At 73.4% G+C, this 25,493-nt stretch carries 17 protein-coding genes and 1 pseudogene; 9 read left to right on the forward strand and 9 right to left on the reverse strand.

Annotated elements, in window-relative coordinates:
* Positions 1-718: 718 nt before the first annotated feature.
* From WME97_RS15570 to WME97_RS15580, 3 genes and pseudogenes are all read right to left on the reverse strand, one after another.
* Positions 719-832 (reverse strand): annotated as a pseudogene (locus WME97_RS15570) (hypothetical protein); the annotation flags it as partial.
* Between the two features lie 443 nt (positions 833-1,275).
* Complete coding sequence (locus tag WME97_RS15575) at positions 1,276-1,923, reverse strand: hypothetical protein (RefSeq protein WP_437552697.1); 648 nt, start codon at positions 1,921-1,923, stop codon at positions 1,276-1,278.
* A 265-nt stretch (positions 1,924-2,188) separates the two neighbouring features.
* On the reverse strand, positions 2,189-2,806 hold the full coding sequence (locus WME97_RS15580) for a hypothetical protein (RefSeq protein ID WP_437552698.1): 618 nt from the start codon (positions 2,804-2,806) through the stop codon (positions 2,189-2,191).
* 128 nt (positions 2,807-2,934) lie between these two features.
* Here WME97_RS15580 and WME97_RS15585 point away from each other — a divergent pair, with 128 nt between their 5' ends.
* The 3 genes from WME97_RS15585 to lon all read left to right on the forward strand — a co-directional run bounded on the left by WME97_RS15585 (position 2,935) and on the right by lon (position 6,912).
* Entirely contained in the window at positions 2,935-3,510 is a 576-nt protein-coding gene (locus WME97_RS15585) for a hypothetical protein (protein WP_437552699.1), read from the forward strand.
* 83 nt (positions 3,511-3,593) lie between these two features.
* Positions 3,594-4,445 carry a hypothetical protein gene (locus WME97_RS15590; RefSeq protein ID WP_437552700.1) on the forward strand — a complete coding sequence of 284 codons (852 nt, stop codon included), beginning with the start codon at positions 3,594-3,596 and terminating at the stop codon, positions 4,443-4,445.
* A 52-nt stretch (positions 4,446-4,497) separates the two neighbouring features.
* On the forward strand, positions 4,498-6,912 hold the full coding sequence (gene lon / locus WME97_RS15595) for an endopeptidase La (RefSeq protein WP_437552701.1): 2,415 nt from the start codon (positions 4,498-4,500) through the stop codon (positions 6,910-6,912).
* 70 nt (positions 6,913-6,982) lie between these two features.
* Here the strand turns inward: lon and WME97_RS15600 are convergent, their stop codons facing one another.
* From WME97_RS15600 to WME97_RS15615, 4 genes are all read right to left on the reverse strand, one after another.
* The gene (locus tag WME97_RS15600; RefSeq protein WP_437552702.1) at positions 6,983-11,023 is read right to left on the reverse strand and encodes a UvrD-helicase domain-containing protein; all 4,041 of its coding nucleotides are present in this window, start codon (positions 11,021-11,023) and stop codon (positions 6,983-6,985) included.
* Positions 11,020-14,151 carry a PD-(D/E)XK nuclease family protein gene (locus WME97_RS15605; RefSeq protein WP_437552703.1) on the reverse strand — a complete coding sequence of 1,044 codons (3,132 nt, stop codon included), beginning with the start codon at positions 14,149-14,151 and terminating at the stop codon, positions 11,020-11,022. Before WME97_RS15605 ends, WME97_RS15600 begins: the two co-directional genes overlap by 4 nt.
* A gap of 506 nt (positions 14,152-14,657) precedes the next feature.
* A complete protein-coding gene (locus tag WME97_RS15610; RefSeq protein WP_437552704.1) occupies positions 14,658-15,485 on the reverse strand; it encodes an SRPBCC family protein in 828 nt (275 codons plus the stop codon).
* A 189-nt stretch (positions 15,486-15,674) separates the two neighbouring features.
* Positions 15,675-16,265: a bactofilin family protein gene (locus WME97_RS15615; protein WP_437552705.1), complete on the reverse strand. Its 591-nt coding sequence runs from the start codon at positions 16,263-16,265 to the stop codon at positions 15,675-15,677.
* A 240-nt stretch (positions 16,266-16,505) separates the two neighbouring features.
* Between WME97_RS15615 and WME97_RS15620 the strand changes: the two genes are divergently transcribed.
* Entirely contained in the window at positions 16,506-17,903 is a 1,398-nt protein-coding gene (locus WME97_RS15620) for a hypothetical protein (protein ID WP_437552706.1), read from the forward strand.
* 34 nt (positions 17,904-17,937) lie between these two features.
* On the opposite strand, the gene WME97_RS15625 is transcribed toward WME97_RS15620, so the two are convergent.
* On the reverse strand, positions 17,938-18,513 hold the full coding sequence (locus WME97_RS15625) for a DUF99 family protein (RefSeq protein WP_437552707.1): 576 nt from the start codon (positions 18,511-18,513) through the stop codon (positions 17,938-17,940).
* Between the two features lie 60 nt (positions 18,514-18,573).
* Between WME97_RS15625 and WME97_RS15630 the strand changes: the two genes are divergently transcribed.
* Positions 18,574-19,248, forward strand: coding sequence for a hypothetical protein (locus WME97_RS15630; protein WP_437552708.1), 675 nt, complete (start codon positions 18,574-18,576; stop codon positions 19,246-19,248).
* A gap of 59 nt (positions 19,249-19,307) precedes the next feature.
* Here the strand turns inward: WME97_RS15630 and WME97_RS15635 are convergent, their stop codons facing one another.
* Positions 19,308-20,276 carry a COX15/CtaA family protein gene (locus tag WME97_RS15635; protein WP_437552709.1) on the reverse strand — a complete coding sequence of 323 codons (969 nt, stop codon included), beginning with the start codon at positions 20,274-20,276 and terminating at the stop codon, positions 19,308-19,310.
* A gap of 190 nt (positions 20,277-20,466) precedes the next feature.
* On the opposite strand from WME97_RS15635, the gene WME97_RS15640 reads away from it, so the two are divergent.
* The 4 genes from WME97_RS15640 (at position 20,467) to WME97_RS15655 (ending at position 25,491) form a co-directional block, all read left to right on the forward strand.
* Entirely contained in the window at positions 20,467-21,633 is a 1,167-nt protein-coding gene (locus WME97_RS15640) for a diguanylate cyclase (RefSeq protein ID WP_437552710.1), read from the forward strand.
* Positions 21,634-21,655: 22 nt separating this feature from the next.
* Positions 21,656-23,119 (forward strand): sigma-54-dependent transcriptional regulator, encoded by a 1,464-nt coding sequence (locus tag WME97_RS15645; RefSeq protein WP_437552711.1) that lies wholly within the window; start codon positions 21,656-21,658, stop codon positions 23,117-23,119.
* A gap of 79 nt (positions 23,120-23,198) precedes the next feature.
* Positions 23,199-24,590: a TolC family protein gene (locus WME97_RS15650; RefSeq protein WP_437552712.1), complete on the forward strand. Its 1,392-nt coding sequence runs from the start codon at positions 23,199-23,201 to the stop codon at positions 24,588-24,590.
* Positions 24,591-24,699: 109 nt separating this feature from the next.
* Entirely contained in the window at positions 24,700-25,491 is a 792-nt protein-coding gene (locus WME97_RS15655) for a cytochrome c biogenesis protein (protein WP_437552713.1), read from the forward strand.
* The last annotated feature ends 2 nt before the right edge of the window (positions 25,492-25,493 follow it).

Here is a 25,493-nt window from a genome sequence, read left to right on the forward strand (position 1 = left end):
GCGGTGGCCCCTCCACCTGGTCCATGCCCCGGTCCTCGGTGCGGCCCCACTCGACGAGGCAGCGCTCCGGGACGCCTGGCACCGTGATCGTCACCACCCCGTCAGGCGCGCGACCGACGCGCGAGCGACCGGCGGCCTGGATCCGGTAGGGGGCGTCCGCGATGAGCTCCGCCCAGCGGTTGCGGAGGGTGACCGTGATCTGGGTGTACGTCCGACCCTCGCACGGCGAAAAGCGCGCGAACCGATCGTACCAGGTGCACGCCATGGTGCGGTGATCGTTTCGATACTCGCGAGCTTCGAGGCCCGGGCGGCGGCGCTGGTCTCCGTCGGGCCAGAACATCGTGCGGCAGGCGGCGGAGCCCTCGTCGGCGCGGGGGCACGGCCAGGCGCTGGCGGTCACCGGAATATCGCCGGGGAAGAGGAACACCATCGCGCGGCGGTTCGACGCGTTCCGCGCGTCACGCTCGGCGCGAGGAGCCGCACCGGAGTCGTACTTCCGCTGATCGGCTTGAGAGAGGACGAGCACCGGGTTGAATTCGCTGCACCCCTGGTGCGCGCCCTTGCCCAGCGGATCCTCGCCCCTGCCGACGAACCTGTCGGGCGTCATCGAGAACGGCTGTCCGGCGGCATCGGTGCATACCGCATCCATGTAGGCCGCGAAGAGCTCTGCGCGCGTCTTCGGCCCGGCGTCCCCGTCCGTGGCGAGCCCACGATCGGCCTGGAAGCGCCGCACCGCGGCGATGGTGGGGCCGTCTTCGATGCCGCTCGGATCTCCCGCGTAGTAAGGACGCTCGGGATCGACAGCGGGATCGAGCAGCGCGCCCAGCATCATCTGCACCGCGCGCGTTCCCCAGCGGTCGTTGCCGAGCGGCTCTTTATAGAGCTTTTCCCAGAGGGCCACGTCGCGGGTGAGGAGCCCGTAGAGCGCCTGGGCGCGGCGAACGCTGAGGCCTCGGTTGTAATCGTCGAGGCCTGACGCGTCGGCGTGGCCGAAGACCGCCGCGAGCGATCCCTCGTTGGCGCGCAGGGGCGCCGCGAACCGAGGTGCGCTCGCCCGCACCCCCGGCTTGAGCAGCGAGGAGTCGAGATCGAACAGCGCCTCGTTGAGGCGCCAGCACGCGATGGGCGTGACCGATGGGCGCACTGTATTGAACCGCGTGTCGGTCGCTGGCGCCACGTGGAACGGCAGCCTCACGCGAGGGCCCTGGGTCGAGACCAGCGCGTCCTGCGTTGCGAAGCCTTCCGGATCGTCGTCGAGCCACTCGGATTTGTGATTCAATGCGGTGCCGGCATCCAACGGTAACCGCCCTCCTGGACGACCTGATCCGAGTTTTCATGGGCCCACTCGATGCCGGGCGCGCCCTCCCTCGGAGCGGCAAACACGAGCGGCCATTCTCGCGCCGAGTAACGGATTCGCCAGCTCGCCGGGGCGCGATCCAGCGCGAGATCGCAGCGCAGCGCCTCGACCCGCGTCCGCGATGAGGGCTGCCATCGCGCTGTCGTCTTTTCGTCTCCGTCCGTCTTCTTACCTGGCATCAGGGCCGCGCCCGCTGAAAGAACCGAGACATGTTCGGGGCGGCATTGGAGGCCCAGGGCACCTGGCATCACTCCGCACGCGGTCTCAGTGGGGCCGGCCGTTGCGGAGAGACGATAGGAGCGTGGGTCCTCGGAGGCGCGCGCGCCGGTGTATACGGTCATGGTGGGTGCAGGCCACCGCGTCTCGTCGTTCTCGTCACCGTTGAGTGACATCCCGAGCTGCGTGGGAGGCCTGCCCACCTGGCAGAATACCTTCAATCGCGCGCGCGTCGCGCCGCGGAAGAGGACCCACGTCAGTCGAGTCGGCGGGTAGCGCAGCGCTCCGACCAGGACCTGCCGGAAGACCCGGCGATCGAGCATCGCGTCGTCGAGTGCCTCGGCCGCCACGCTCGGCTCCGCGGTGAGACCGGCCCCCGCACCCGTCGCGGTCGTCGATGCGGGCGGCGCCGACGCGTCCGGCACAGCGTCGCCCGTCGAATCCGGGGGCGCCGGAGACACGGCCGCCGGCTGCGATCCTCTGCCGCTGGGCGGCGGCTCCGATCGCGTGCTGCCGCACGCACCGAGCGCGGCCAGGGTGATCAGGACAGAGCAGCGAGCGAGACGTCCTCCCGCGCCCCGGCGTCCGGACGCCGAGCCGCGCCGTGCGCCGCCCTCAGCACCCATAAGCATCTTCGACGGCTGCCTCCAGCGACGGCGTGCGCTCGCCGTCGACCGTCAGCCCGTGATCGTACTGGAAGAGCTCGATGGCGAACCGGAGCATGTCTTCGTCCGCGTCGCCAGGATCGCCCGCCCAGTAGCCCATCGCGTTCAGCCCCGCCGGCGCTTCGACCGGATCGAGGTGTCCGATCGCGAGATCGTAGCCCACCCCTCCGTACGTGAGCGTTGCCCGCCGGGCGTCGCGCGGGATCCGCTTACGAACGATGCCGTCACCGTCCGTCGTCATCTCCTCGGAGGTGCCGTCGATCGCGAGCTCGCAGCGAGCGCCGTGAAGCGGCTGATCTCGCCAGTCGAGCAGGCGCACGGCGAGCTGGAGCCACGCGCGTTTCAGGACGAAGCGGTGCATCCGCCCTGTGCTCGCCTCGACCTCCTTCGCATCAGCGTCGGGGATCGCGAGCGTGTCGCCCGGCGCGAGGACGTACGGCGATCGCCGTTTCCGCCTGAGCTCCGCGTTGTCCGGGTGCTGCCAGATCACATCGTCGTTCGCGAAGCCGTAGCGCGCTGCGATGGACGCCAGGTGCTCTCCCTGGCGGACGACGTGCTTCTGAGGCATTCGGCCGAACCTACCAGGGCCATTTCGGAGCGGCAACCCTGCACGTCCGGCTCTCGGGCCCTGCCTCGGCGCTTTACCCCGCAGGCACAGCCAGATACATCTGTGCTTCGGAGTGAGCTGATTCAACAATGCATCCTAGCTGGCATGTCGGCTGCTTCCCTGAGAAGGTGTGGATCGTACGGCGCCTCGGTGGGTCGCTGCACGAGGGGGCTGAAGTGCTTTCGGCGCTGGAAGCGACGTGGCGGCTGGACGCGTGGTTCGCCGATGAACCCTGGGGCAGGCTGCTTCTCATCGACATCTGCGAGGCGCTCGGCCATCCGGTGGCCGTGGGCGTCGGGCTCGATCCGGGCAGGCTGCGAGCGCGGCTGCGGGAGGCGTTCGTCGACGGCAGGCTCCACGCGTACCGCGTGCGACGCGTCTCGGCGGGCGCGCCCCTCGTCACGAAGCCCGAGTCCTCCAGGGGCGAGGGGCCCGAGCCCCCGGCCAAGGGAGACAAGGACTGGATCGCGATCCAGCTCATGGACGACGGAGCTCCGCCGAAGCCTGTACCGTTCATGAAATATCGTATCGAGCTACCCGATCAGTCGGTTCGTGAAGGGCTGCTCGATCAGAATGGGCAAGCGTTGCTTCAGGGGATCGATCCGGGCACATGCAAGGTGTCGTTCCCTCAGCTCCACGGCGGCGACTGGCGACCCGTCGCCTAGGTCCGCCCGCCCGAAGTCCGGCCAGGGATGTCCGGCCGTGCAGGGTCTGCGCGCTCGCCGCCGCGTGTGCTATGGCGCGATCCGTGAAACGCACGGCGCTTCTCCTGCTCGCCCTCGCGCTCCCGGCGTGCGGATCGAGCTACGCACAGCAGGGCCCGAGCGACACGCTCCGGGCCTACGCGCAGGCGCTCCAGGAGGGGCGCGTCGACGCGGCCTACCGGCTGCTCTCGGACGAGGCCAAGCGGTCGATGTCGCTCGAGGCCTTCCGGCGCGCGGTGCGGGACAACCCGGACGACGCGCTCGAGATCGCCCGGGCCATCGCGCGGCCCGCGGCCGATCCGGTGGTGACCGCGACGGTCACCATGCCGAACGGCGAGGAGCTCCTGCTCGTCTTCGAGGGCGGCCGCTGGCGGCTCGACGCGGCGGCGGTCGATCTCTACGGTCAGGCGACGCCCCGGCAGGCGCTGGTGGGGTTCCTGCGGGCCTTCGAGCGCAGGCGCTACGACGTGATCATGCGCTACGTTCCCGACGCCGAGAAGGAGGGCCTCGTCGAGCCCGCGGGCGCCGCGCCCGATGAGGCAGGCGCGCCTGGCGAGGCCGGCTCCGCGCGCGCCGGCGGCGAGGGCCCGGCGCAGCCGGCCGGACCTGGAGCCGCGCCGGGGACCGCGGGAGCTGACGCGGCGCAGAAGCCTGGCGGTCGGCCCGGGACGGTCAAGGCCGCGGCCGACGCGGGGCAGCTCACGCCCGAGAAGCTGAAGAGCGCCTGGGAGGGGCCGCAGAAGGAGCAGATCAACCGGGTCGTCCAGGCGATCAAGGCGGCGCTGCCGACCGCGACCATCGAGGAGACCGGGGACAGCGCGTCCATGGCCTATGGCGCCGGCGGCACGGTCGCTTTCACGCGCGAGCACGGGGTCTGGAAGATCAAGGACTTCTAGCGGCGCGCCCGCGTCATGGCTTCGAGAAGAGCGCTGTACTAGGGTTGTCTGCATGCCGACCGGCGATCCTTCTTCGCGAACGCCCCCCTCGCCCGACGCGGATAGCGTCCCGATCCTCCCGCTGCGCAACTCGGTGCTGTTCCCGATGTCGGTCGTGCCGATCAACGTCGGCCGGCCGCGGAGCGTGCGCCTCGTCGAGGATCTCCTCGGCCGCGAGCGCGCGCTGGTCGGCGTGATCAGCCAGAGGTCGCCCGACGTGGACGAGCCGACGTTCAAGGAGCTCTACTCCGTCGGGACCGTCGCGCGCGTGGTGAAGGTCATCCGGCTCGGCCCGAACAACTACTCGGTCGTGCTGAACGGGCTCGGCCGCTTCCGGGTGAAGTCGGCGTTCTCGCTGGAGCCGTACATGCGCGCGCGGATCGAGCGCATCCCGGAGTCGCTCGTGCGCGACGTGGAGCTCGAGGCGCTCGGCGCGGGGCTGCGCGAGGCGACGCGCGAGGTGCTCGGCCTGATGCCGAACCTGCCGCGCGACACGGCGGGCATCCTCGACAACGTGCGTGAGCCGGGCGCGCTCGCCGATCTGATCGCCTCGAACTTCCCGCAGGCGCAGGCCTCGGTCGGCGACAAGCAGGAGATCCTCGAGGCGTTCGACGTGAAGGCGCGCGTCCGCCTCGTGCTCGCGATGGTCGGCCGCCAGCTCGAGGTGCTGCGGGTCAAGAAGGAGATCTCCTCCATGGTGCAGGAGGAGATGGGCAAGTCGCAGCGCGAGTACATCCTCCGGCAGCAGATGAAGTCGATCAAGGAGGAGCTCGGCGAGGGCGGCGACGACGACGAGATCGAGGAGCTCCGCGAGCGCATCCGGCGCGCCAAGGTGCCGGCGGAGGTCGACAAGGTGGTCCGCAAGCAGCTCAGCCGGCTGCGCTCGATGGCGCAGCAGTCGGCCGAGTTCAACGTGACCAAGACGTACCTCGAGTGGATCGCGGATCTGCCGTGGTCCAAGACGACGGTGGACAAGCTGAGCGTCGAGAGCGTGCGGCGCTGCCTCGACGAGGATCACCTCGGGCTGGAGAAGGTGAAGAAGCGGATCGTCGAGTACTCGGCGATCCGGCAGCTTCGCACGGACAAGAAGGGGCCGATCCTGCTCTTCATCGGGCCGCCCGGCGTCGGCAAGACGTCGCTCGGCAAGTCGATCGCGCGCAGCATGGGGCGCCGCTACGAGCGGATCGCGCTCGGCGGCGTGCGCGACGAGGCCGAGATCCGCGGGCACCGGCGCACCTACGTGGGCGCGCTGCCCGGGCGCATCCTGCAGGCGCTGAAGAAGGCGGGGACCAGGAACCCGGTGCTCGTGCTCGACGAGGTCGACAAGATGGGCGTCGACCTGCGGGGCGATCCGGCGGCGGCGCTCCTCGAGGTGCTCGATCCGGAGCAAAACTCGACGTTCCAGGACCACTACCTCGACCTGCCGTTCGATCTGTCGCAGGTGATGTTCCTCGCGACCGCGAACAACTGGGACGGGATCCCGGGGCCGCTCGTCGACCGCATGGAGGTCATCGAGGTGCCCGGCTACACGCGGACGGACAAGCTGGGGATCGCGCGGGAGTTCCTGGTGCCGAAGCAGCTGTCGGCGCACGGGCTCACGGACGAGCGCCTGGAGTTCACGGAGCCGGGCATCGAGGCGGTCGTCGACCACTACACGCGCGAGGCGGGCGTGCGCGGCCTGGAGCGGCAGATCGCGGCGGTGTGCCGCGCGACGGCGGTGAAGGTCGCCGAGGGCAACGACGTGCGCGAGGTGGCGACGCCCGAGCACGTGGAGCAGGTGCTCGGCCCGCACAAGCACCGCCCCGAGATCGCCGAGCGGACGCTCCAGCCCGGGGTCGCGACCGGCCTCGCGTGGACGCCGGCGGGCGGCGAGATCCTCTTCATCGAGGCGACGAAGATGCCGGGCAAGGGCAACGTGGTGCTCACCGGCAACATGCGGAACGTGATGCAAGAGTCGGCGAGCACGGCGGTGAGCTTCGTGCGCAGCAAGGCCGATCGGCTGCACCTCGATCCGGAGTGGCTCAAGGAGATCGATCTGCACGTGCATATCCCGCAGCACGGCACGCCGAAGGACGGGCCGAGCGCGGGCGTGACGATGTTCGCCGCGGTGGCGTCGCTGCTGCTCGGGGCGTCGGTGCGCAGCGACGTCGCGATGACGGGGGAGATCTCGCTGCGCGGGCGGGTGATGCCGGTCGGCGGCGTCAAGGAGAAGCTGCTCGCGGCCCACCGCGCCGGGATCCGGCACGTGCTCATCCCGACGAAGAACCGACGCGACCTCGAGGACGTGCCGCAGGACGTCAAGGATCAGATCAAGATCACGATGGTGTCGTCGATGGAGGAGATCCTGCCGCTCGTGCTGGAGCCGCCGCGGCGCGCTCCGGCGCAGAGCGCGTCGCAGGAGGAGCTCGAGGAGCAGGCGGGGGTGTAGCGGGCGGGCGCTCCACGAGCGCCTTCCCGCCTTCGTTCGATTTCGAGCGCGTTCCGGGGCCGCGGCGACGCTAGCCGTGGCAGGCCCTCACGAAGCCGCAGCGCAGCTTGCGGCACGCCTCGACCGGGACGCCGTCGAAGCGATCCTCGGCCCTCGCCTCGGCGAAGCGATCGGCGAGCCGGGCGAGCTCGCGCTCGAACCGCGCGTGCTCGTCGTCGGTGAGGGTCCCCATGGGGCCCGAGGCCGCGAGCCACACGGGCTCGACCTCGGCGCCGATGAAGAGCACGCCCGCGCGGACGGGGCGGTCGGGGTGGCGCCTCCTGAGCGCGAGCGCATACGCGCGCAGGCGGAGCTCGTACGGCGAGAGATCCGCCCGGGGGCGCGCGCGCTTGTACTCGACGACGTCGATGAGGCCGCCCGGGTGCAGTACGGCGAGATCGACGGCGAGCGAGAGCGCGAGCCTCGCGCCACGCCGCCGTCCGGAGCGCTGGGGCTCGACGTCGAGCACGAGCGCCTCCTCCCGGATGAGCGACGCCTCCTCGGCGCGCACCTGCCGCGCGTAGGGGCCGTCCAGGAAGCGCGCGACGCGCTCCGCGGTGCGCAGCACGTCCGGGCCGTGCGGCGGGAACCCTTCGAAGGTGAGGCGGGCGACGACCTCCTCGGCCTCGGTCGGCTCACCCCAGCGCGCGCGCGGCCAGCGCTGGAGCACCCGGTGCACGGCGCGGCCAGGGGGGCGAGGATCCGCGCCGTCCTCCAGCTCGACGCGCTCCTCGCCCGGGAGCTCGGGCGGGCCCTCGACGTCGAACAGGCCGAGCTGGCCCTCGCCGGGAGGCTCGCCGATCCCGAGGAGGTGGCGCAGCCGGAAGCGGCGCGGGCACGCCTGGAACGCCGCGAGGGACGCGGCCGCGACCAGCACGGTCTGCGCGCGCGCGGGCCCCGTCGCCGGCGGCGCCCGGGGGGGCGGCGCGGCGCGCGCGTACGCGTCGGTGCCAGGCGCGGGCGCCTTCGCCCCGGCGAGCAACGAGCTGGCGTCGAGGGTCGCGCGGATGGCGCCGGCGAGCGGCGTGGAGGCCTCGAGGCCGAGGTCCGCCGCGGCGCTGCGGGGCTCGCCGTCGGCCGCCGCTGTGGCCCGGGGCTCGGCGTCGATCGCCGCCTTCAGCGTGAGCCACGCCGAGCCGCTCCGCGGCTTCGCCTCGGCGCCGACGAGCACGAGCTCGCGGCGGGCGCGCGTGATCGCGACGTACGTGAGCCGCTGCCGCTCGGCGCGCTCCCGCGCCCGCACCTCGGCGCGCGCCGCCTGGAGCGCGGGCGTGCTGACGGGCAACAACGGCCCGCGCGCCGACGCCTCGGCGTCGTGGAGCGAGCCGGTCCGCGACCACCCGTCGATGACCCGCGCGAAATGGCGCACGAGCAGGGCGGCAGGCCGGTCCCCCGCGGCGGGGACGTAGCTCAGGCCAGGCTGAGCCGCGCGGGGCTCCGCGTTGAGATCCAGGAGCACGACGGCCGGGAAATCGAGCCCCTTGCTGGCGTGGATCGTCGTGAGCCGCACGGCGTCGTCCTCGGGCGAGAAGACAGCGGCCTCGGGCTCGTCCGCCTCGTCGCGGATGCGGCGGTCGAGCCAGCGGACGAAGCTCGCGAGCGAGCCGCCCCGGCGGCGGGCGATGGAGACGAGGCGGTCGACGTTGCCGAGGCGGGCCTGGGCGCGAGGGAGCGCCGCGATGACGCGGTCGAGATCGAAGGCGGTGACCGCGGCGCGGATCGCCTCGCCCGGCGTCGAGCGGAGCGCCGCGCGGCGCAGGCCGGCATAGCGGGCGCGGAACGCCTCGAGCCGCTCGCGATCCCCCGCGGGCAGGCGCGCGAGGACGGGGAGCGGGCGCCCGTCGTCGAGCTCGGCGTCGTCGGGCGAGGGCGACCAGACCCCCTGCGCCAGCGCGGCGGCGGGCCAGCGGCCCAGCAACGGGACCGCGAGGCCGCGGCCAGGAGGCGCGAGGAGCGCGAGCGACGTATCGGAGAGCGCCACCACCGGGCCGCGGAGGACGGTCGCCAGGGCCAGGCGATCGCGCGGATCGAGCAGGAGGCGGAGGATCGCGGCCAGATCGCGGACCTCGGCCGCGTCGAAGAGCGCGCGGCCGGCCACCACGTACGGGATCTCGAGGCGCGCGAGCGCCAGCTCGACGAGCGGGATCGTGCTCCTCCGGCGGGTGAGCACGGCGACGTCGCGGAAGCGCAGGTCGCCGGTCGCGGCGCCGTCCCCGCCCGCGGCGCCGTCGCCGCCCGCACCGCGGACGCGCCGCGCGATGTACGCGGCCGCGATCAGCGCCTCGCGCAGCTGTCCGCGCGCGTCCCGGACGAGGGCGTCGACCCCGTCGGGAGCGCCGCCGCCGTCGCTGACGAGCACGACGTCCGTCGGGCCCTCCGCGGCCCTGCCCGGCGCCGCGACGAGGTGCTCGGCCGCGCTGTAGGCGATCTCGAACTCGCGCGGCGAAGCGTGGGGCGCGCCCGCGTCGCCGTCGCCCGCGCCGCGATCCTGGGCGAAATCGCGCGCGGAGAAGGCGTTGATGAACGCGAGCAGCTCGGGCGTCGACCGGCGGCTCTCGCGGAGCGCCACGAAATCGGCGCTCGGATCCGGCGACCAGAGCGCGGGCGCGAGCTCGAGCGCGCGGCCCGCGGCGGCGCCGGCGAGCTCCGCGCAGACGCGGCAGAAGATGGAGACGTCGGCCCCACGGAACCCGTAGATGGATTGCTTGCGATCGCCGACGAGGAACAGGCCATGACCGGACAGGCTGGCCGCCGTCGGGGCCACGCCGGCCGGGCGCGCGAGGGCGGCGTCGTCCCGCTCGCGCAGGAGGTACACGAGATCGCGCTGCACCGCGCTCGTGTCCTGGAACTCGTCGACGAGCAGCACGTCGACCGAGCCGCGGACCGCCGCGCCGATCGCCGGATCGTCCCGCAGGCCGTCGCGGGCGGCGCGCAGGAGGTCCCCGAACCCGAGGCCGCCCTCGGTGCGGCGGATCGCCGAGAGCCGCTCGCGGATCTCCTCCAGCAGCTCGACGATCCGCGCCTCGCGGCGCGACAGGGCCGGGGCCTCGCGGAGGAAGCCGAGCAGCTGCTGCGCCTTGTCGCGGTGGGTCTCGCCCGGCAGCGCCTCGCGGAAGGCGATGAGCGCCTCGTCGGCCGGCGTGGACTTGCTCTTGTGCGGCTTGCGCTGCGTGAGGAGCTCGATGAGCGGGGCGCTCGCCGCGCTCGCCGGGAAGGGCGCGCCGCCGTCCTCGCGGCCGAGCGCCGCCACGAGCGCCGCCGCCGGCGCGCGGAAGGCGGCGCTGCCGAGCGAGGCGCTCCCGGCGGCGAGGCGGCGGAGCTCCCGCGCGAGCGCGCCGGCCTCGGCGGCGTGGTCGGACACGGCGAGCCGGCGCGGCGCGAGGCCGTCCTCGTCGAGCCGGTCGAGCAGCCGCGTGACCTCGCTCCGCGCGGCCTCGACGCCGCCCGTCGCGGCGATGAGCGCGCGCGCGGCCTCGGCGCGCTCGCCCCCGTCGGCGAGCGCGCGGCTCAGCGCCTCGTCGACGGCGAGGTCGCTGAGCGCCTGCGCCTCCTCCTCGTCGAGGATCCGGGCCGATGGCGAGAGCCCCATCGCGATCGCGTGCCGGTCCACGATCTGCTTGGCGACGCCGTGGAGCGTGTCGATGCGCGCGGCGGGGAGGCGGGTGAGCGCCTCCTCCGCGCGCTTGCGCAGCTCGGCGGCGGGCAGCGACGCGCCGGCGAGGCCGGCGACGGCCGCCTGCCGCGCCCGGAGGATGTCGGCGAAGGGGATGTCCGCCTCGCCGTTCCAGCGGGCGATCTCGCGGAGCGATCGCTCGACGCGGTGGGCGATCTCCCGCGCCGCGGCGCGCGAGAACGTCGTCGCGACGATGCGGTCCGGCGGCACGGGCGGCGCGGCGGACGCGGCGTCGGGCAGGCCGAGGGAGGTGAGGCCGAGCGTGAGCAGCACGTAGAGCGCCGTGAGGCGGTGGGTCTTGCCGGTGCCGGCGCTCGCGGCGACCACGACGTTGCGGCGGAAGGCGTAGATGAGCGCGTCGCCCTCGGCGAACTCCGCGCCGCGCGGGGCGGAGCTCACGCGACCTCCTCCGCGGCCTCGTCGCTCGGCACGACCGCGGGGCGGCGGCACACGTCGCGCGCGTCGCACCGCGCGCACATCGTCGAGAGCGCCGGCCGCGGCGCGGCCTTGCCCTCCCAGAGCGCGACGACCGCGGCCCGCGCCGTGCGCGCGGCCTCGGCCCAGCCCTCGGCGAGCGCGCGCTGCTCGTCCGCCGTGCGCGGCCACAGCTCGATGAGCCCGCGCTGGCGCACGCCGATGTAGACGGCCCGCACCTCCTCCGCGCCGAGCGCGCGCGCCGCGATGGCGCTGTACAGCGGCAGCTGGAGCGCCCTCCGCCGCTCCTTGGCGTCGGGGAGCTTGCCGGTCTTGTAGTCGACGACCCGCACGACGCGCTGGTCGGTCGATCGATCGAGCCTGTCGATCTGGCCGTCGACCCACAGGCTCGGGCCGTCCTCCTCGTCGGACAGCGGGGGGAGCTCGAGCGGCTGCCACGGGGGCGGCTCTCCGGCGCCGAAGCGCCGCTCGGCCAGGAAGAAGCGGAGCTCCGGCGACGCGTCCTCCCCGTCTCCGTCGAGCGTGCGGGCCACGACCTCCATCACGTCCGCGATCGCCTTCTCGACGGCCTCGCGGCGGAGCGGGGCCATGGGCGCCGAGGCGCCGAGCGCCGCCTCGGCCGCGGCGCGCGCCGCCGCGAGCTGCTCGGCCGGATCGCGCTCCGGGCCGAGCTCGCGCAGCGCCTCGAACGAGGCCTGCAGGGCGCGGTGGATCAGCGTGCCGCGCTCGCGCGCGTCGGCCGACTCGGCGAGATCCTCGGCGCGGCGCACGTGCAGGACGCGGCGGGCGAACGCGGCGAAGGCGCAGCCCACGGCGCGCTCGATGTGGGTGACGGCGATCGGCCTGCCGGGGTGCGCCCCGCCGATCGCGGCCCTGAGCTGCGCGGCGAGCGCGGGGTCGCGGTCGACGAGGACGCGGCCCGTGTGGAGGTCGATCGGCGCGCGCGGATCGAGGAAGAAGTCCGCGCGGGCGCGCTCGATCCGGATCCGCTCCGCGAGGTCCGCCGCCGGCCGCCCTCCGCCCGCGAGGGCGATGATCTCCGCGTCGCGCGGGCCGAGGGGCGCCGCGTCCGGGGCGACGCGCGAGGCGGGCTCCGTCCGCTGGGGCGCGCCGGCATTCCCGGCCGCGGTGAAGAGCGGGTGCGGCTCGTTCGGCTCGCTGTCGTCCCCGCGCGTGAAGCAGAGGGCGACCCGGCGGGCGCCGGCGAGCGTCCAGCCGAGCTCCGCGCGCTGGGCCGCCTGGCGCTCGCGCCCCGACGCGGGGCGGCTCGGCGCCGGCAGCCTCCCGCGGAGCGCCTCGCCGAGCAGCGTCTCGTCCGCGCCCGGGCTGCCGCCGTAGGCGCGCGCGTCGAGCCCGGTCACCACCACCACGTCGTGCTCGAGCGCCGTGAACCCCGCGGCGACGTCGATGCGCACCGCGCCGGCGCGGCCGGCGTCGCCGCGCGGCCCGGCGCCCTGCTCGGCCGCGGCCCGCTCGAGCTCCGCGTAGATCTCGGCCGCGGTGGCGGGGCGCTCCTCGCAGCCGAGGTCGTACGCGGCCCGCGCGAGCGCCTCGGCCTGCTCGCGGATCGCGCGCGCGGCCCGCGCGCCTTGACCCATCGCGCCCACCGCCTCGAGCGCGAGCGCGCCGCCGCTCCGCCGCTCGCCGCGCAGCGCGGCGCGGAGCTCCTCGATCCCGGGCTCGCCGAAGCCCAGCTTGTCGAGGAGCGACAGGAAGCGCCGCACGATCTCGGGCCGCGTCGTCGCCTCGCCGATCCAGCGGGCGCTGGCGAGCAGCCGCTCCAGCGCGTGCGGCATCCACGCCTCGTCGTCGCCGTCCTCGTCGCCGTGCGCGCCGCCCAGCACCGAAAGGCCCAGGGCGAGCTCCGCGTCGCTCAGCTCCTCCTGCGCGGTCGCCGGCGGCGTCCGCGCCGTCCCTGCGCGGCGGTCCGCGCGGCGGGCCGCCACGACCGAGATGAGGCCGTCGATGAGCAGCCGGCCCGTGCGATCCACCTCGACCGGCACGTCGCGCAGCCGGTGGGCGAGGTCGGCCGAACGCCGCTCCGCCTCGGAGGCAGACGTGCGATCCATCCAGGCGCCGGCGTGGACCCCGGGGGCGCGGAGGATCTCGATCGCCTGCTCGCGGCGCACCGGCCCGACGGCGAGGCGCAGGATGGCGAGCGCGACGCGCCCGTCGGGGCAGCTCGCGGCGGCGCGGCCGCGCGGCTCCGACGAGCGGACGCCCGCGTCGGCGAGGGCGGCGCGGAGGGGCTCGAGCGCGGCGTCGTCGAGCGCCGGCACGACGAGGGCGATCCGCTCGGGCGGGATCCCGCGGCCGAGCGCGGCGGCGACCTCGGCGGCGGCGGCGCGCGCCTCGCCCTCCGGGGTCCTCGCCGCGATGGCGGCGAGCGGCTCCGCTCCGCCGTCGGGCACCCACGCGATCTCGGGCGCGTCCCCGAGCGAGGCCCAGCGCCGCTCCAGGGCGTCGGCGACCGGCGCCGCGCCGTCGTCCGGCAGCGCGGGCAGCTCGACGGTGACGCCCGCGCCGCCGCGGGCGCGGACCGCGGCGTGGAGCGCCTCGACCCAGGCGAGATCGTCGGGCTCCCAGGCCACGGCGCCGCGGATCGTGACCTTGTGCGGGAGCGGGAGCGCGCCGGCCGAGCGGAGCGCCCGCGCGAGCAGGAACCCCGCGCAGCGCGGGTCGACGAGGCGCGCTGCCCGCAGGGCGGCGTCCGCCCGATCGAGGACCTCGGCGATGGCGATCGCGTACGGGGTCCCGAGCGCCCGCAGATCCGCCGGGGAGGTCCCGGCGCGCCGGAAGCTCCCGAGGGCGCGGTCGAGGGCGTGCGCGAGCGCGACGCGCGCGGCAGGCTCGGCCGGCTGCCGCAGCCGATCCGGCGGCAGGGCGTCGAGAGCGAGCCGGGTGGCGAGGCGGGTTGTGTGAGGGCTCGCTATGGCGGCGTCCGGCGCCAGCAGGGCGAGCGCCTCGGAAACGAAGCTCCACCGTGAGCGGATTTCCTGATCCGCGGTGCGCGCGTCGCGCAGATCGAGAGAGGCGAGCTCGCGTTCAACGTGCCGCTCGGTCGGGACAATGAGCAGCGATGTTCTGCTCACCACCGCGAGACGGCCGAGCGCCGCTCCCGGGAAGCGCAGGCGCCCGCCACGGCAGGGGGCTGAGAGGGCGCCGGCGCATCTGAATGCACGTCCAGCAAGGGGTACCTCACGGCAGACCCTTTACTTCATGCATCCGTCCCCTCGCAACCTCCGCCGGGGGCTCGCCTTGTTGAAAAAGTCTCGCGGAATGTGGGAATTCTTGTGGGGAAATCGGAATGCGTGTTGAAAAACCTGTTGGGAACCCTGGACGGTCCGGGCCGTAGCCTCCGTAGATCTGCGGAATTGCACCCAGCAAGCGCGCGCCGGAGCACGCCCGGGGCGCTCCGGGGTTTTCAACAGGCTCAGCGGTGAATGGAGGCGCCCGGAGGCGACCGGGCGTCACGACGGGCGCGTGAGCCGCCCCGGTAGAATCGAGCGGGGAAGGGCGGACGGAAGGGAAACGGAGGAGGGGTGGTTGGACCCTCTGTCGCGAGGCGCCCTGTCGGTTGGGTCGGTTGCCAGGAGAGCTAGCGGCGCGCCACGTCCTTGTCGCGGCGGACGCTTGTGTCGTCGGCCGGCGGCAGATCGGCCACGCTCGCCGGCAGCACGGCGGGGGCTGCCGTCCCGCTGCCCTGGTCGTCGCCTCGCGCGGCGGGAGCCGAGCCAGCGGACGCGGCGGCGGACGTGCTCGCTGCGGTGCCCGGCGGAACGTCGGTGGCGGCGGCGGTGGTTGCCCCGGCGGGGGGCGCCTCGGACTGTGCGCGATTCCGCACGGCGGTCACCGCCTTGTCGGCCGCCTTGACGAGCTGTGTCGTCACGACCGAGGGCGGGAAAGGGAGCTTCGGGGCGACGAAGATCTCGAGCTTCAGGATCGTGTGGTGCTCGTCGACGGCGCGGAGCCGCCAGCGGGCGCGGAAGTCGGCGACGTTGCCGCGCTTGTGGCGGCCGGAGATCACCTCGTCGGCGCCGTCCTTGGTGGGCGGCGACATGTCGGCGACCGTCCAGATGTGCGCGGCGCCGTTCAGGATCGGCACCTGGAGATAGACCTCGCTCGTTCCCTTGCGCTTCGTGAGCACGCGGCTCTGGTCGAAGGGGCCGATGAACGTCTTGTAGTTGCCGTAGGAGGTGACGATCTTCCGGACCGTCGACAGGGGCGCTTTCACGAGGATCGCCGCGCCCCCGGTGTCGATCGCGGCGACGGGCCCGGTGGTCTTCAGCGTGTACCGGAGCGCCTTCCCGAGCGACGCGAGCTTCTCCGACTCGGCGTCGGCGGCGCGGGCCGCGCGCGGCGAGAGGGAGAGGGCGAGGACGGCGAGCGAGAAGGCGATCAAGGACAGGGACCACAGTTTCTTCATGGACTCTCCTGTTCGAGCGACGTCCGTCAGCGCGGGCTCCCCCCCACGTCGCGGACATGCGCCTCGGGCGGCGAGACCGCAGCCCCTCGCTAGATGTAACTCCGTCAGCACGCGGCCGCACGCCTGCGCACTACAGAAAACATGCTTTCTTCGGACGAGGTCGGAATTCAGCGGTCGGCGTCGGCGCGCTCAACGCTCACGTGTGCGTTGCGCGCTGCCGCCGCTGTCGTCGATCGTGGGCGTCGTGGGCGCGGCGCTCGCGGCCTGTCCGGCAGCGTCGGCGTCGGGCTCGGACGACGCCGCGGGCGGCCGCAGGGGCCGCTCGCCTGGCTCCTCGTCGAGCGGGGCCATCTTGCAGGAGCCGTCGAACTGCACGCCGCGGTCGATGAAGATGGCGGGCGCGTGCAGGGCGCCGGTCACCTTGGATGGAGCGTAGAGCTCGATGGCATCGCGGGCGCGGATGCTCGCCTGGACCTCGCCGCCCGTGACGATGCACGTGACGACGTGGATCTCCCCGATCACGAGCGCCCCTTCGCCGATCACGAGCACGTCCTCGCCGCGGATCTCGCCGCGGAAGCTGCCGTCGATGCGCACGCGGCCCTCGAAGAAGAGCTTGCCTTCGAAGTGCGTACCGCGGCCCAGGAGGGCGTTGATCTCGGTGGGCCGGTGGCCCCCGCCGTCGTCGCCGCGGGGGCTTCCTGGGGATCGCGGCGAGAGGGGCGAATCCCTGTCGCCCGGGAAGGACATCGGCTCCATCGCCCGCTGGCTTACTTCAGGCATCGTCACATTCGCAACGGGGGTGCGCGTCAGCCCCGTAACGGGCGCGCGGCGGCGGCCGTGGTTGTTGAATGATTACCAATGCTTGGGTGGTCTTTGCGGCAGGGTACGTTTTCTGCAGAGGGGCGGACCGAGCAGGTGTCCCGGCGCGCTGACCGCCGGGGGCGCGCGGAGCGGGGCCGACGTTTGGCCAAGCGCGCGGTGGAGCGTGAGGGTCCGAGGCGACCAGGAGAGGGAGTGGAGATGACGTTCCGATCGTTGCTTGTGGCTGCCGGTGTCCTGGGCAGCATCTCGGTAGCGTCCGCGCAGACGCCGCCCGCCCAGCCGACAGCTCCGCCGGTCGATCCCACGCCGCTCCAGCCGACCGAGCAACCGGCCGCCCCGGCGCCGGCAGCGCCCGGCGCTCCTGCCGCTGCGCCCGGCGCTCCTGCCGCGGTTCCCGGCGCTCCTGCTGCTGCGCCGGTTGCCGCTCCGCCCGTGGAGCCAGCGCCCCCCGCGCAGCCTCCGGCGGAGGCGCCGTCACCCCCGGAGACTTCGCGGCCGGACTCAGGCGCGGTCTCCCCGGTGGTGCAGTGGAATCAGGCCACCGCAGCGGACTCGATGCAGGAGGAGGACGAAGAGACGAACCTGCGCTGGCGGGGGACGACGTTCACCTGGAACCAGGCCGGCAGCACGACCCTCTTCGGCGTCGGCGGCGAGTACGCGCCCGACATCCAGGTCTACGGCTGGGACTTCACGCTGAGGCCGAGCTACTACCTGCTCGACCGCCCCAAGGACAAGGTGTCCCTGTCAGCCGAGATCGGCTGGCTGGTCGAGCTCACGAACAGCGACATCACGGCGGACCGACGGGAGACGCAGCTCAAGGACACCTCGCTCGGCGCCCAGTACAGGCGCGAGCTCTGGCAGAGCGGCGGCGCGAACAAAGGCGATTACAAGACGGACGCCGCCATGCGGCTGCGCGTGAGCCTGCCGACCTCGCCGGCGAGCTGGAACTCCGGCAAGTACTTCACCCTGTCGCTCGGCCCGCAGATCACGCAGAAGGTCAAGCTGCTCGGCTCGAAGGCCAGCGGGCTCAACGCTGTGACGGCGAGGCTCGGTGTGACGTATGCGCACCTGTTCTCGAGCTCATTCACGCCGGTGAACGGCGACCTCAACCGGCCCCGGATGAACCCGAGCGGCGAGGTGGCCCCCGATGAGCAGCTGAGCGGGACCTCCTTTGTCATGGACCGATTGACCATGAGCCTCGACTTCGACCTGCCGCTCTACAAGGACCTCTCGATGGCGACGAGCTTCGCGCTGCTCCCCCAGTGGAAGCACGGGTTCGAGGACCTGTGCGCCAAGATCGCTACCGGCTGCGCCCCGGTCGAGTCCCGCGGCGAGACCTACCATCCGAGCACGTCGTTCGACATCAACCTGAGCTACCCGGTCTACGAGGTTGTCGACCTCACGCTCGGCTACAACAACACAACGAGGCAGCTCGGGGAGGGCGGCCAGCGGAGGAACTTCTTCTACAGCCCTGACGCTCAGTTCTATCTCGACATCAACGCCAACCTCGACGTCATCTACTCGAAGGTGACAGGCCGCGGGAAGAAGGCCAAGAAGGCGGGCACCGCCGGCGCTCCGCGCCGGCAGGCGCTCTGACGCGCGCGAGCCGTCGCGGCCCGTCAGCGTCCCGTCACGCGCGCCCGCGGCTCTCGCCGGTGGTCAGCCCGCCGGCGATGAGGTGCGCGGCGCGCAGGGGCTCGGGGAGGTGGCCGTTCACGGAGAGCCGCGCGATGAGCGCGCTCGCGTCGTCCAGCGAGATGCCGGCGCGCTGCACGTGCACGCCCGCGACCGGCTCCATCGGGCCGGCGCGCTGGATGAGCGCCCACTTGCGGCGTCCCCCCCGGACGCGCGAGAGCAGCGCGTCGCGGATCGCGTCGAGGTCGGGGAGGCGCCGCGCCACCACCACGACCGGCAGGGCGAGGGCTTCGTGCAGCGCCGCGAGATCGACGACGTTGAAGCCCGCCACCGCGATGCCCTGGAGCATGACCACCTGCGCCTGGGCGTAGAAGCGGGAGCCGCGGATCATCGCGGCGATCGCGGGCGTGGCGTTCCGCCCGTCGCGCCTCACGCGGGTGGAGAGGACGCCCTCGAGGCGCAGCCCCGAAAAGACGGTCCCGACGACCTGCACGTCGCCGCGGTGGTCGCGGGCGAACGGCGCGTCGTCGACGCCGATGACATGCGAGAAGCGTGGAGCGCGGGCCGGCACACGCGGAGCTTACCGTGCTGCCGCCTTTGCCGGGCCAGGCGGTCGTGCTGTACTGCTAGGATGCGACCTTCCAGGCACCTCTCGCTGAGCCTCTCGCTGGCCCTCGGCCTCGCCTCGTCGCTGGCCCTCGCGCAGGGCGCCACCGCCCAGCCGGCCCCGAAGGCCCCCGCGGCGCCGGAGAAGGCCGCGGCTCCGCAGAAGCCGGCGGTCAACAAGCCGCGCGGCGGCACCGCCGGCGCGCCGAAGCGCCCCGGGCGCGCGCGCAAGCCCAAGAAGGACGCGCAGGCGAGCCTCGCCGGGCGACCGGTCGCCACCTTTCCCGGCTTCCGCATGCTCCCGACCGGGGGCTCGCGCGTGTTCGTGCAGATCCACGGCGGCAAGGTCGACGTCGCCGAGTCGAAGGCCGCCGGACGCCTCGTCTACCGGCTGAAGGGCGCGGGGGCGATCCAGACGAACCGCTTCCCGCTCGTGACGTCGTTCTTCGCGACCCCGGTGACCCAGGTGCAGCTCGTCGGCCAGGGCAACGATCTCGACATGGTGATCGACCTGCGCACCCAGGCCGACGCGACCTACCGCGTGCTCGAGACCGATCAAGGGATGGTGCTCCAGGTCGACTTCCCCCCATCCGTCCCCGAGCAGCGCTCCGCGGCGCCGGCCGAGGGAGCGCGCAAGCGCTCCGAGCGCCGCACGATCTCGCAGGACCCCGGGAGCGACGAGGAGAGCTCGGATCTCTAGGGCTCCGGCTGGCCGCGGCGGGGGCCCGGGCCGCGGCCGAGCTCACCGCTTCAGGGCAACTAGAGGGCGACCGCCTCCCGCCGGGCCTTCTCCCCGGGCGGGCTCGCGTCCGCCGGCGAGGCCGACTCGCTCATCGCCGCCGCGGCGAACGTGACGAGGACCATCCACAGGAGATCGGCGAGCAGGAGGTGGACGAGCTGCATCCACACCGGCGCGAGCAAGAAGAGGTTGAGGACCCCCGCGCCGATCTGCACCAGCACGAGCGCTCCGGTCGCCGCCGAGAGCCGCGCGATCTCGGGCGAGGGGCGCCGGGCAGCGACGGCGCCGCGGGCGAAGAGGAGATAGACGCTCACGGCCGCCGCCACGGTCGGGTGCAGCACGCGCAGCTGCAGCAGGAAGTGCGCCGTGGGCGAGAAATCCTGCGCCAGGCCCTCGCGGAGCGACGCCGCGGCGAAGAGCGTGTCCCCGAGCGCGGCGATGGCCCCGGTCACGCCCACCGCCAGGACCCCCGCGAGCCCGGCGCCGAGCAGCGCGCCCGTCACCCCCTGGCCGCGCAAGCGCACGCGCCGGCCCCCGCGCGCCCAGTAGAGGGTGCAGGTCATGGCGCCCACCAGCAGGAACGTGTTGATGAGGTGCACGGCCATCCAGATCGCGCGGGCCGCCGACGCGTCGTGGGCGACGTACTCGAGCAGGACGATCCCGGCGCCGACCGCCGCCTCGGTGATCATGAACAGCATCGACGCGGCCGCGCCGCCGCGCACGGGGTGGCCCGACGGATACGCGACGAGGGCCCAGACGAGCTGCAGCGCGACGAGCAGGAACGCGACGCCCGAGGTGGCGCGGTGCGTGAACTCGATGAAGGTCGCCGCGCTCGGAGAGCGCGGGATGACGTCGCCGTTGCACGTCGGCCAGTGGCTGCCGCAGCCGGCCCCCGAGCCGGTCGCGCGCACGAACGCGCCCCACAGGATCACGCCGAGCGTGAAGGCCAGCGCGAGCGCCGCGAGCTTCCAGAACCGCGCCTGAGTCATGCCGGGTCCTTACCGCGAAACCAGCGCGACGGCAGCCCGCGCGAGATCGGCGACGCAGGGGCGACTTGCCCGGGCAACTCCCGCGATTGCCTTCGTGATTGCGCGCGACCGCGCGCGACCTTCGGCGAGGCGGCGTCCGCCGCAGCGCGATCTCGTTGCGCCCGGCCCCGGCTGAAGGGAGGATGTGCCGGTGCCGAACAGCGACGACCTCCGAAGCGCTCCGCTCTCCGCGCCGATCGAGCTCCCGAGCGGTCGACCGGCCAGGATCGTCGTCGCGGACGACGACCGCCTCGCGCGCCAGATGCTGGCGAGCATCCTCCAGAAGGCCGGCTTCCAGGTCGAGGCGGTCGACGACGGTCAGGAGGCGATCGAGCTGATCGGGCGGGGAGGGGTCGATCTCGTGCTCCTCGACATCGTGATGCCCCGGCTCACCGGCCTCGAGGCGTGCAGGCTGCTCAAGAGCATGACCTCCGAGTCGTTCCTCCCCGTCGTGCTGGTCACCGTGAAGAGCGACACGGCGAACCGGGTCGAGGGGCTCAAGATCGGCGCCGACGACTACGTCTGCAAGCCGTTCGAGGAGGAGGAGCTCCTCGCGCGGGTCGGCGCGATGCTCCGGATCAAGCGGCTGCACGACCAGGTCGCGGCGCAGCGCGCCTACCTGGAGCAGCTCTCCATCCACGACGAGATGACGGGGCTCTACAACTACCGTTACCTCTTCACGCGGCTCAACGAGGAGTTCAAGCGCGCGGAGCGCTACCACGAGCCGTTCGCCTGCGTGCTCGTCGACATCGATCGGCTGAAGGTGATGAACGAGACCGGGGGGCGCACGCTCGGCGACGCCGTGATCCGGCGCGTGGCCGATGGGATCCGCCGCTCCGTCCGGGAGGTGGACGTGGTCGCGCGCTACGGCGGCGAGGAGTTCCTCATCGTCCTGCCGAGCACCCACTTCGCCGGGTCGCTGACGGTGGCCGAGCGGATCTGGCGCGAGGCCGCCGGCAACCCGGTCGAGTTCGGCGGAGAGGCGAGGCCGTGCAGCGTCTCGATCGGCGTCGCGCTCTACCCCTCGCGCGACGTCCGCTCCAAGGACGGGCTGATCCGCGCCGCCGAGAGCGCGCTCAACCAGGCGAAGCGCGAGGGCGGCAACCGGATCTGCGTCTTCCAGCAACACGGCCAGATCTACACGCCGGCGGCGAGCGGCGAGCCGCAGTCCTCGCCGCCGCCGGGGAAGCTCCGCCGCTCCAGCGATCCCGCCTTCGCCGCGACGCACGCGGGGCATGCGCCCACGGACGAGCCGAGGGAGCCGCAGACGCGCCGGGGCACCGACCTCCCGCCCTTCGCCTCACGCAAGCCGCTGTAGTCCCGCCTCGCCGCTCCGCCTCGTGAACGCCGCAGATCGCGCCCGTATCCTCCTCGTCGACGACGAGCCGGCCCTGCGCCGCGGCCTGGCGCGCGCGCTCGTGCGCGACTTCGACGTCCTCACCGCGGAGGACGGCCCCGCGGCGCTCGGGCTGCTCGCGACGACCCGCGTCGAGGCGGTGCTGCTCGACCTCGCCATGCCGCGCATGAGCGGCGCCGAGGTGCTGGATCGGATCAGGGCCACGTACCCCGACGTCGAGGTCGTGGTGATGGCCGGCCACGCCGACCTCGACGCCGCGATCGCGGCCGTGCGCGCCGGCGCGTACGGGTTCGTGACGAAGCCCGTCGACGCGGAGGCCGCGGTCTCGATCGCGATCGAGCGCGCGATCGAGCGCCGGCGGCTCGAGGGCCGCGCGCGGGCCCTCGAGGAGCGGGTCGACGAGCACGAGCAGCTCGGCGAGGTGATCACGAGCTCGGCCGCGATGCAGGACGCCTACAGGAAGGCCCTCGGCGTGGCGGCCGTCGGCGCGCCCCTGCTGCTGATCGGCGAGCGCGGGACGGGCAAGGAGCTCGTCGCGCGCGCCGTCCACCGGCGCGGCCCGCGCGCCGCGCGGCCGTTCGTCGCCGTCGACTGCAGCGCGCTGCCGGGGTCGCGGGCCGAGGACGAGCTCTTCGGCGAGGGCGGCGACGCCTCGCCGGACGGGCGCGCCCGCGGGGGCCTGATCGAGGCGGCGGACAATGGCACGCTCTTCCTCGACGAGGTCTCGGCGCTGCCGCCCGCGGCCCAGGCCAGGCTGCTCCGGGTCCTCACGCACGGCGAGATCGCGAGGGCGGGGGGCGAGCCGCGCCGCGTCGACGTGCGCGTGATCGCGTCGGCGTGCGAAGGCCTCCGCGAGCTCGCCTCCGCCGGCCGGCTCCGGGAGGATCTCGCGTACCGGCTCGGCGTCATCGTCGTCGAGCTGCCGCCGCTCCGGCGGCGCAAGGAGGACGTCGCGCTGCTCGCGAGCCACTTCCTGAACCGGTGCGCGCGCAGGCACGGGCGCGACGTCAAGCGGATCGGCCCCGAGGCGGCGCGCCTGCTCCGCGAGCACGCGTGGCCGGGCAACGCGCGCGAGCTCGAGAGCGCCATCGAGCACGCCGTGATCTCCGCGCGCGGCGAGGCGATCTTGCCCGCGGATCTGCCGCCCTCGGTGTCCGGGCGCTCCGGGCCGCCGCTTCGCCCTCCGAGGGACGCGCTCGTCTTGCCGGCCGAGCTCTGCGATCTCGCCTACGCGGAGGCCAAGGAGCGCGCCGTCGACGCGTTCGATCAGATCTACGTCGGGCGCCTGCTGGAGCGCACGGGCAACAACCTCAGCGAGGCGGCGCGGCAGGCGGGGATGGATCGCTCGAACTTCCGGAGGCTGAAGAAAAAGGTCGCGTCGCGCGGAGACGAGCCGGCGCAGGGGGAGAGCGACGGGGCGGGGCCGAGCAAGGGCGGCGCGGGCTGACGCGCGGACACGTCGCGGCCCACGTCGCGCGCGCACGTCGCAGAAGCGCGCGGCCGGCTCGTGCTACGTTGCGCCGAAAATGGCCCGACGCGCTGCACGAGCTGCCCTTGCTGCCGCCGCCGTTTCCCTCGCGGTCCGGCTCGCGCCGCTCCCTGCTGCCGCCGCCGACACCGGCGGGGCGCCCGGGCGGCGAGCGGCGGTGGTCCACGATCTCCCCGGCGTGCTCGCGCTCGCCGACCGCAATCACCCGAACGTCGCCGCCGCGCGCGCGAAGCTCGACCAGGTCCGCGCGCAGCTCGACGAGGCCCGGTACGCCCCGTTCTCGCAGTTCAAGCTGACGGGCGGCGTCGCGCTCGCGCCGACCGTCCGAGGGAACAACGTCTTCAGCCCGAACACCGACGTCTCGCTCACCTCGAGCCTCGGGGTCGGCTGGCGCGTGAACATCGACGGCGTCGTCCCGCTCTGGACGTTCGGGAAGATCACGAACCTCTGGGACGCCGCCGAGGCGAACGTCCGGGTGAACCAGGCGAGCGTCGAGAAGGAGCGGGACGCGGTGCGGCTCGACGTCCGCAAGGCCTATTTCGGCCTCCAGCTCGCGCGCGACTCGCGGAGCCTGCTCGTCGACGTGAGGGCCGAGATGGACAAGGCCCTCCGGCGCCTCGAGGAGCAGGTCGAGCGCGAGGAGGGCGATCCCATCGAGCTGCTCAAGCTGCAGACCTTCGGGGCCGAGCTCGAGGCGCGCGGGGCCGAGGTCGACAAATACATCTCGGTCGCGCTGGCGGGGCTGCGCTTCTACACGGGCGTCGCGGAGCTCGACATCCCCGACGTCCCGATCCGCCCGCCGAACCACCGGCTCGGCCACGTCACCCGTTACCTGACCGCGGCGCGCCTGTACCGGCCGGAGCTCGCGCAGGCGCGCGCCGGCTTCGACGCGAGGTCCGCGCAGGTGCGGCTCGCGCGCGCGCAGCTGTTCCCCGACATCGGCATCGCCCTGCAGGTCGGGGTGAGCGCCGCCCCGGAGGTCGCGGATCAGCTGAACCCGTTCACCAGCGACCCCGGCAACTTCTTCCACTACAGCGCGGCGCTCGCGCTGCAGTGGAAGCTCGACCTCTTGCCGCAATCGGCGCGCATCCGCGCCGCCGAGGCGCAGCTCGAGGAGATGGCCGCGACGCAGCGCTTCGCCATGGGCGGGGTCGCGACCGAGGTCGAGACCGCCTATGCCGAGGTCGTGGAGGCCCAGAAGCGGCTCGACGCGTACACCAAGGCGGCCAAGTACGGGAAGCGCTGGCTCGTGATGGTGCAGCAAGGAATCGACGTCGGGACGATGGCGGACAAGGATCTCATCGATCCAGCCAAGGCATATGCCACGAACCGATTCAACCAGCTGAACGCGACGATGGATCTCGACATGGCGATGTCGCGGCTGGCGAAGGCGACCGGCTGGGACGCCATCGCGCCGGACGGCACCTGAGCGAGGGGGCGGCCGCGCTGAGGCACGCGCTGCGTCGCTCGGGCGCCGCTCGGCTCCGCGTCACCCCGGCTTGAACGCGACCGTCCTTGGCAGTACGGTGCGCGACAGCATGGGAGCCAACGTCAACGTCGAGCGGGCGCCGCACAAGGTGGCTTTGGCAGCGAACGGTGATGCGGCGCGGCGCGCGGCGAGCGGCGCATCCGCGGGCGCCAGCATCGCGTTTTACGTCCTGCTCGCGGCGTCGGCCCTCGCCGTCATCGGCACTCTCCACTTCGTGGCGTACGTCGTGCCGACCGAGGCCTCGATGGGGATCGTGCAGAAGATCTTCTACTTCCACGCCCCCGCCGGGTACGCGATGTACATCGGCGCGACCATCTGCTTCATCGGCTCCGCCGGCTACCTCGCGCGCGGCACCCAGCGCTGGGATTCGCTGGCGAAGGCCGGCGCCGAGGTCGCCGTGGCGATGGGGCTGATCGTCCTCGTCACCGGTCCGCTGTGGGCCGCCAAGGCGTGGGGCGTGTACTGGACGTGGGATCCGCGCCTCACGACGTCGCTGCTCAGCGTGCTTATCTACATCGCTTACGTCGTGCTCCGCGCCTTCACCGGCGACAGCGACGCCGAGCGCAAGTTCGCGGCGGCCCTGGGCGTCCTCGGCGCGGCCAACCTGCCGATCATCCATTATTCGGTGAAGATGTGGGGCGGTAACCACCCCACGGTCATCACGGGCAAAGGCGGCGGCCTCGGGCACCCTGACATGAAGATGGCGCTCGGCTTCGGCTTCCTCTCGTTCACCCTGCTCACCCTCGCGCTCGTGTGGGCGCGTTACCGCGTCGATCTCGCGTCCGCGCGGCTCGCGGAGCTCGAGCAAGAGGCCCTCGAAGCCGGCATCGGAGAGGACTGACA

The organism is Sorangium sp. So ce367, assembly GCF_051520455.1.
In the GTDB taxonomy this organism is placed as follows: domain Bacteria; phylum Myxococcota_A; class Polyangia; order Polyangiales; family Polyangiaceae; genus Sorangium; species Sorangium cellulosum_B.

Coding starts and splice junctions, on each gene's coding strand:
- lon (WP_437552701.1), top strand. CDS start 4,498: ATGCCGACCGGCGATCCTTCTTCGCGAACGCCCCCCTCGCCCGACGCG.
- WME97_RS15620 (WP_437552706.1), top strand. CDS start 16,506: ATGACGTTCCGATCGTTGCTTGTGGCTGCCGGTGTCCTGGGCAGCATC.
- WME97_RS15635 (WP_437552709.1), bottom strand. CDS start 20,276: ATGACTCAGGCGCGGTTCTGGAAGCTCGCGGCGCTCGCGCTGGCCTTC.
- WME97_RS15630 (WP_437552708.1), top strand. CDS start 18,574: ATGCGACCTTCCAGGCACCTCTCGCTGAGCCTCTCGCTGGCCCTCGGC.
- WME97_RS15655 (WP_437552713.1), top strand. CDS start 24,700: ATGGGAGCCAACGTCAACGTCGAGCGGGCGCCGCACAAGGTGGCTTTG.
- WME97_RS15585 (WP_437552699.1), top strand. CDS start 2,935: ATGCATCCTAGCTGGCATGTCGGCTGCTTCCCTGAGAAGGTGTGGATC.
- WME97_RS15580 (WP_437552698.1), bottom strand. CDS start 2,806: ATGCCTCAGAAGCACGTCGTCCGCCAGGGAGAGCACCTGGCGTCCATC.
- WME97_RS15615 (WP_437552705.1), bottom strand. CDS start 16,265: ATGCCTGAAGTAAGCCAGCGGGCGATGGAGCCGATGTCCTTCCCGGGC.
- WME97_RS15610 (WP_437552704.1), bottom strand. CDS start 15,485: ATGAAGAAACTGTGGTCCCTGTCCTTGATCGCCTTCTCGCTCGCCGTC.
- WME97_RS15650 (WP_437552712.1), top strand. CDS start 23,199: ATGGCCCGACGCGCTGCACGAGCTGCCCTTGCTGCCGCCGCCGTTTCC.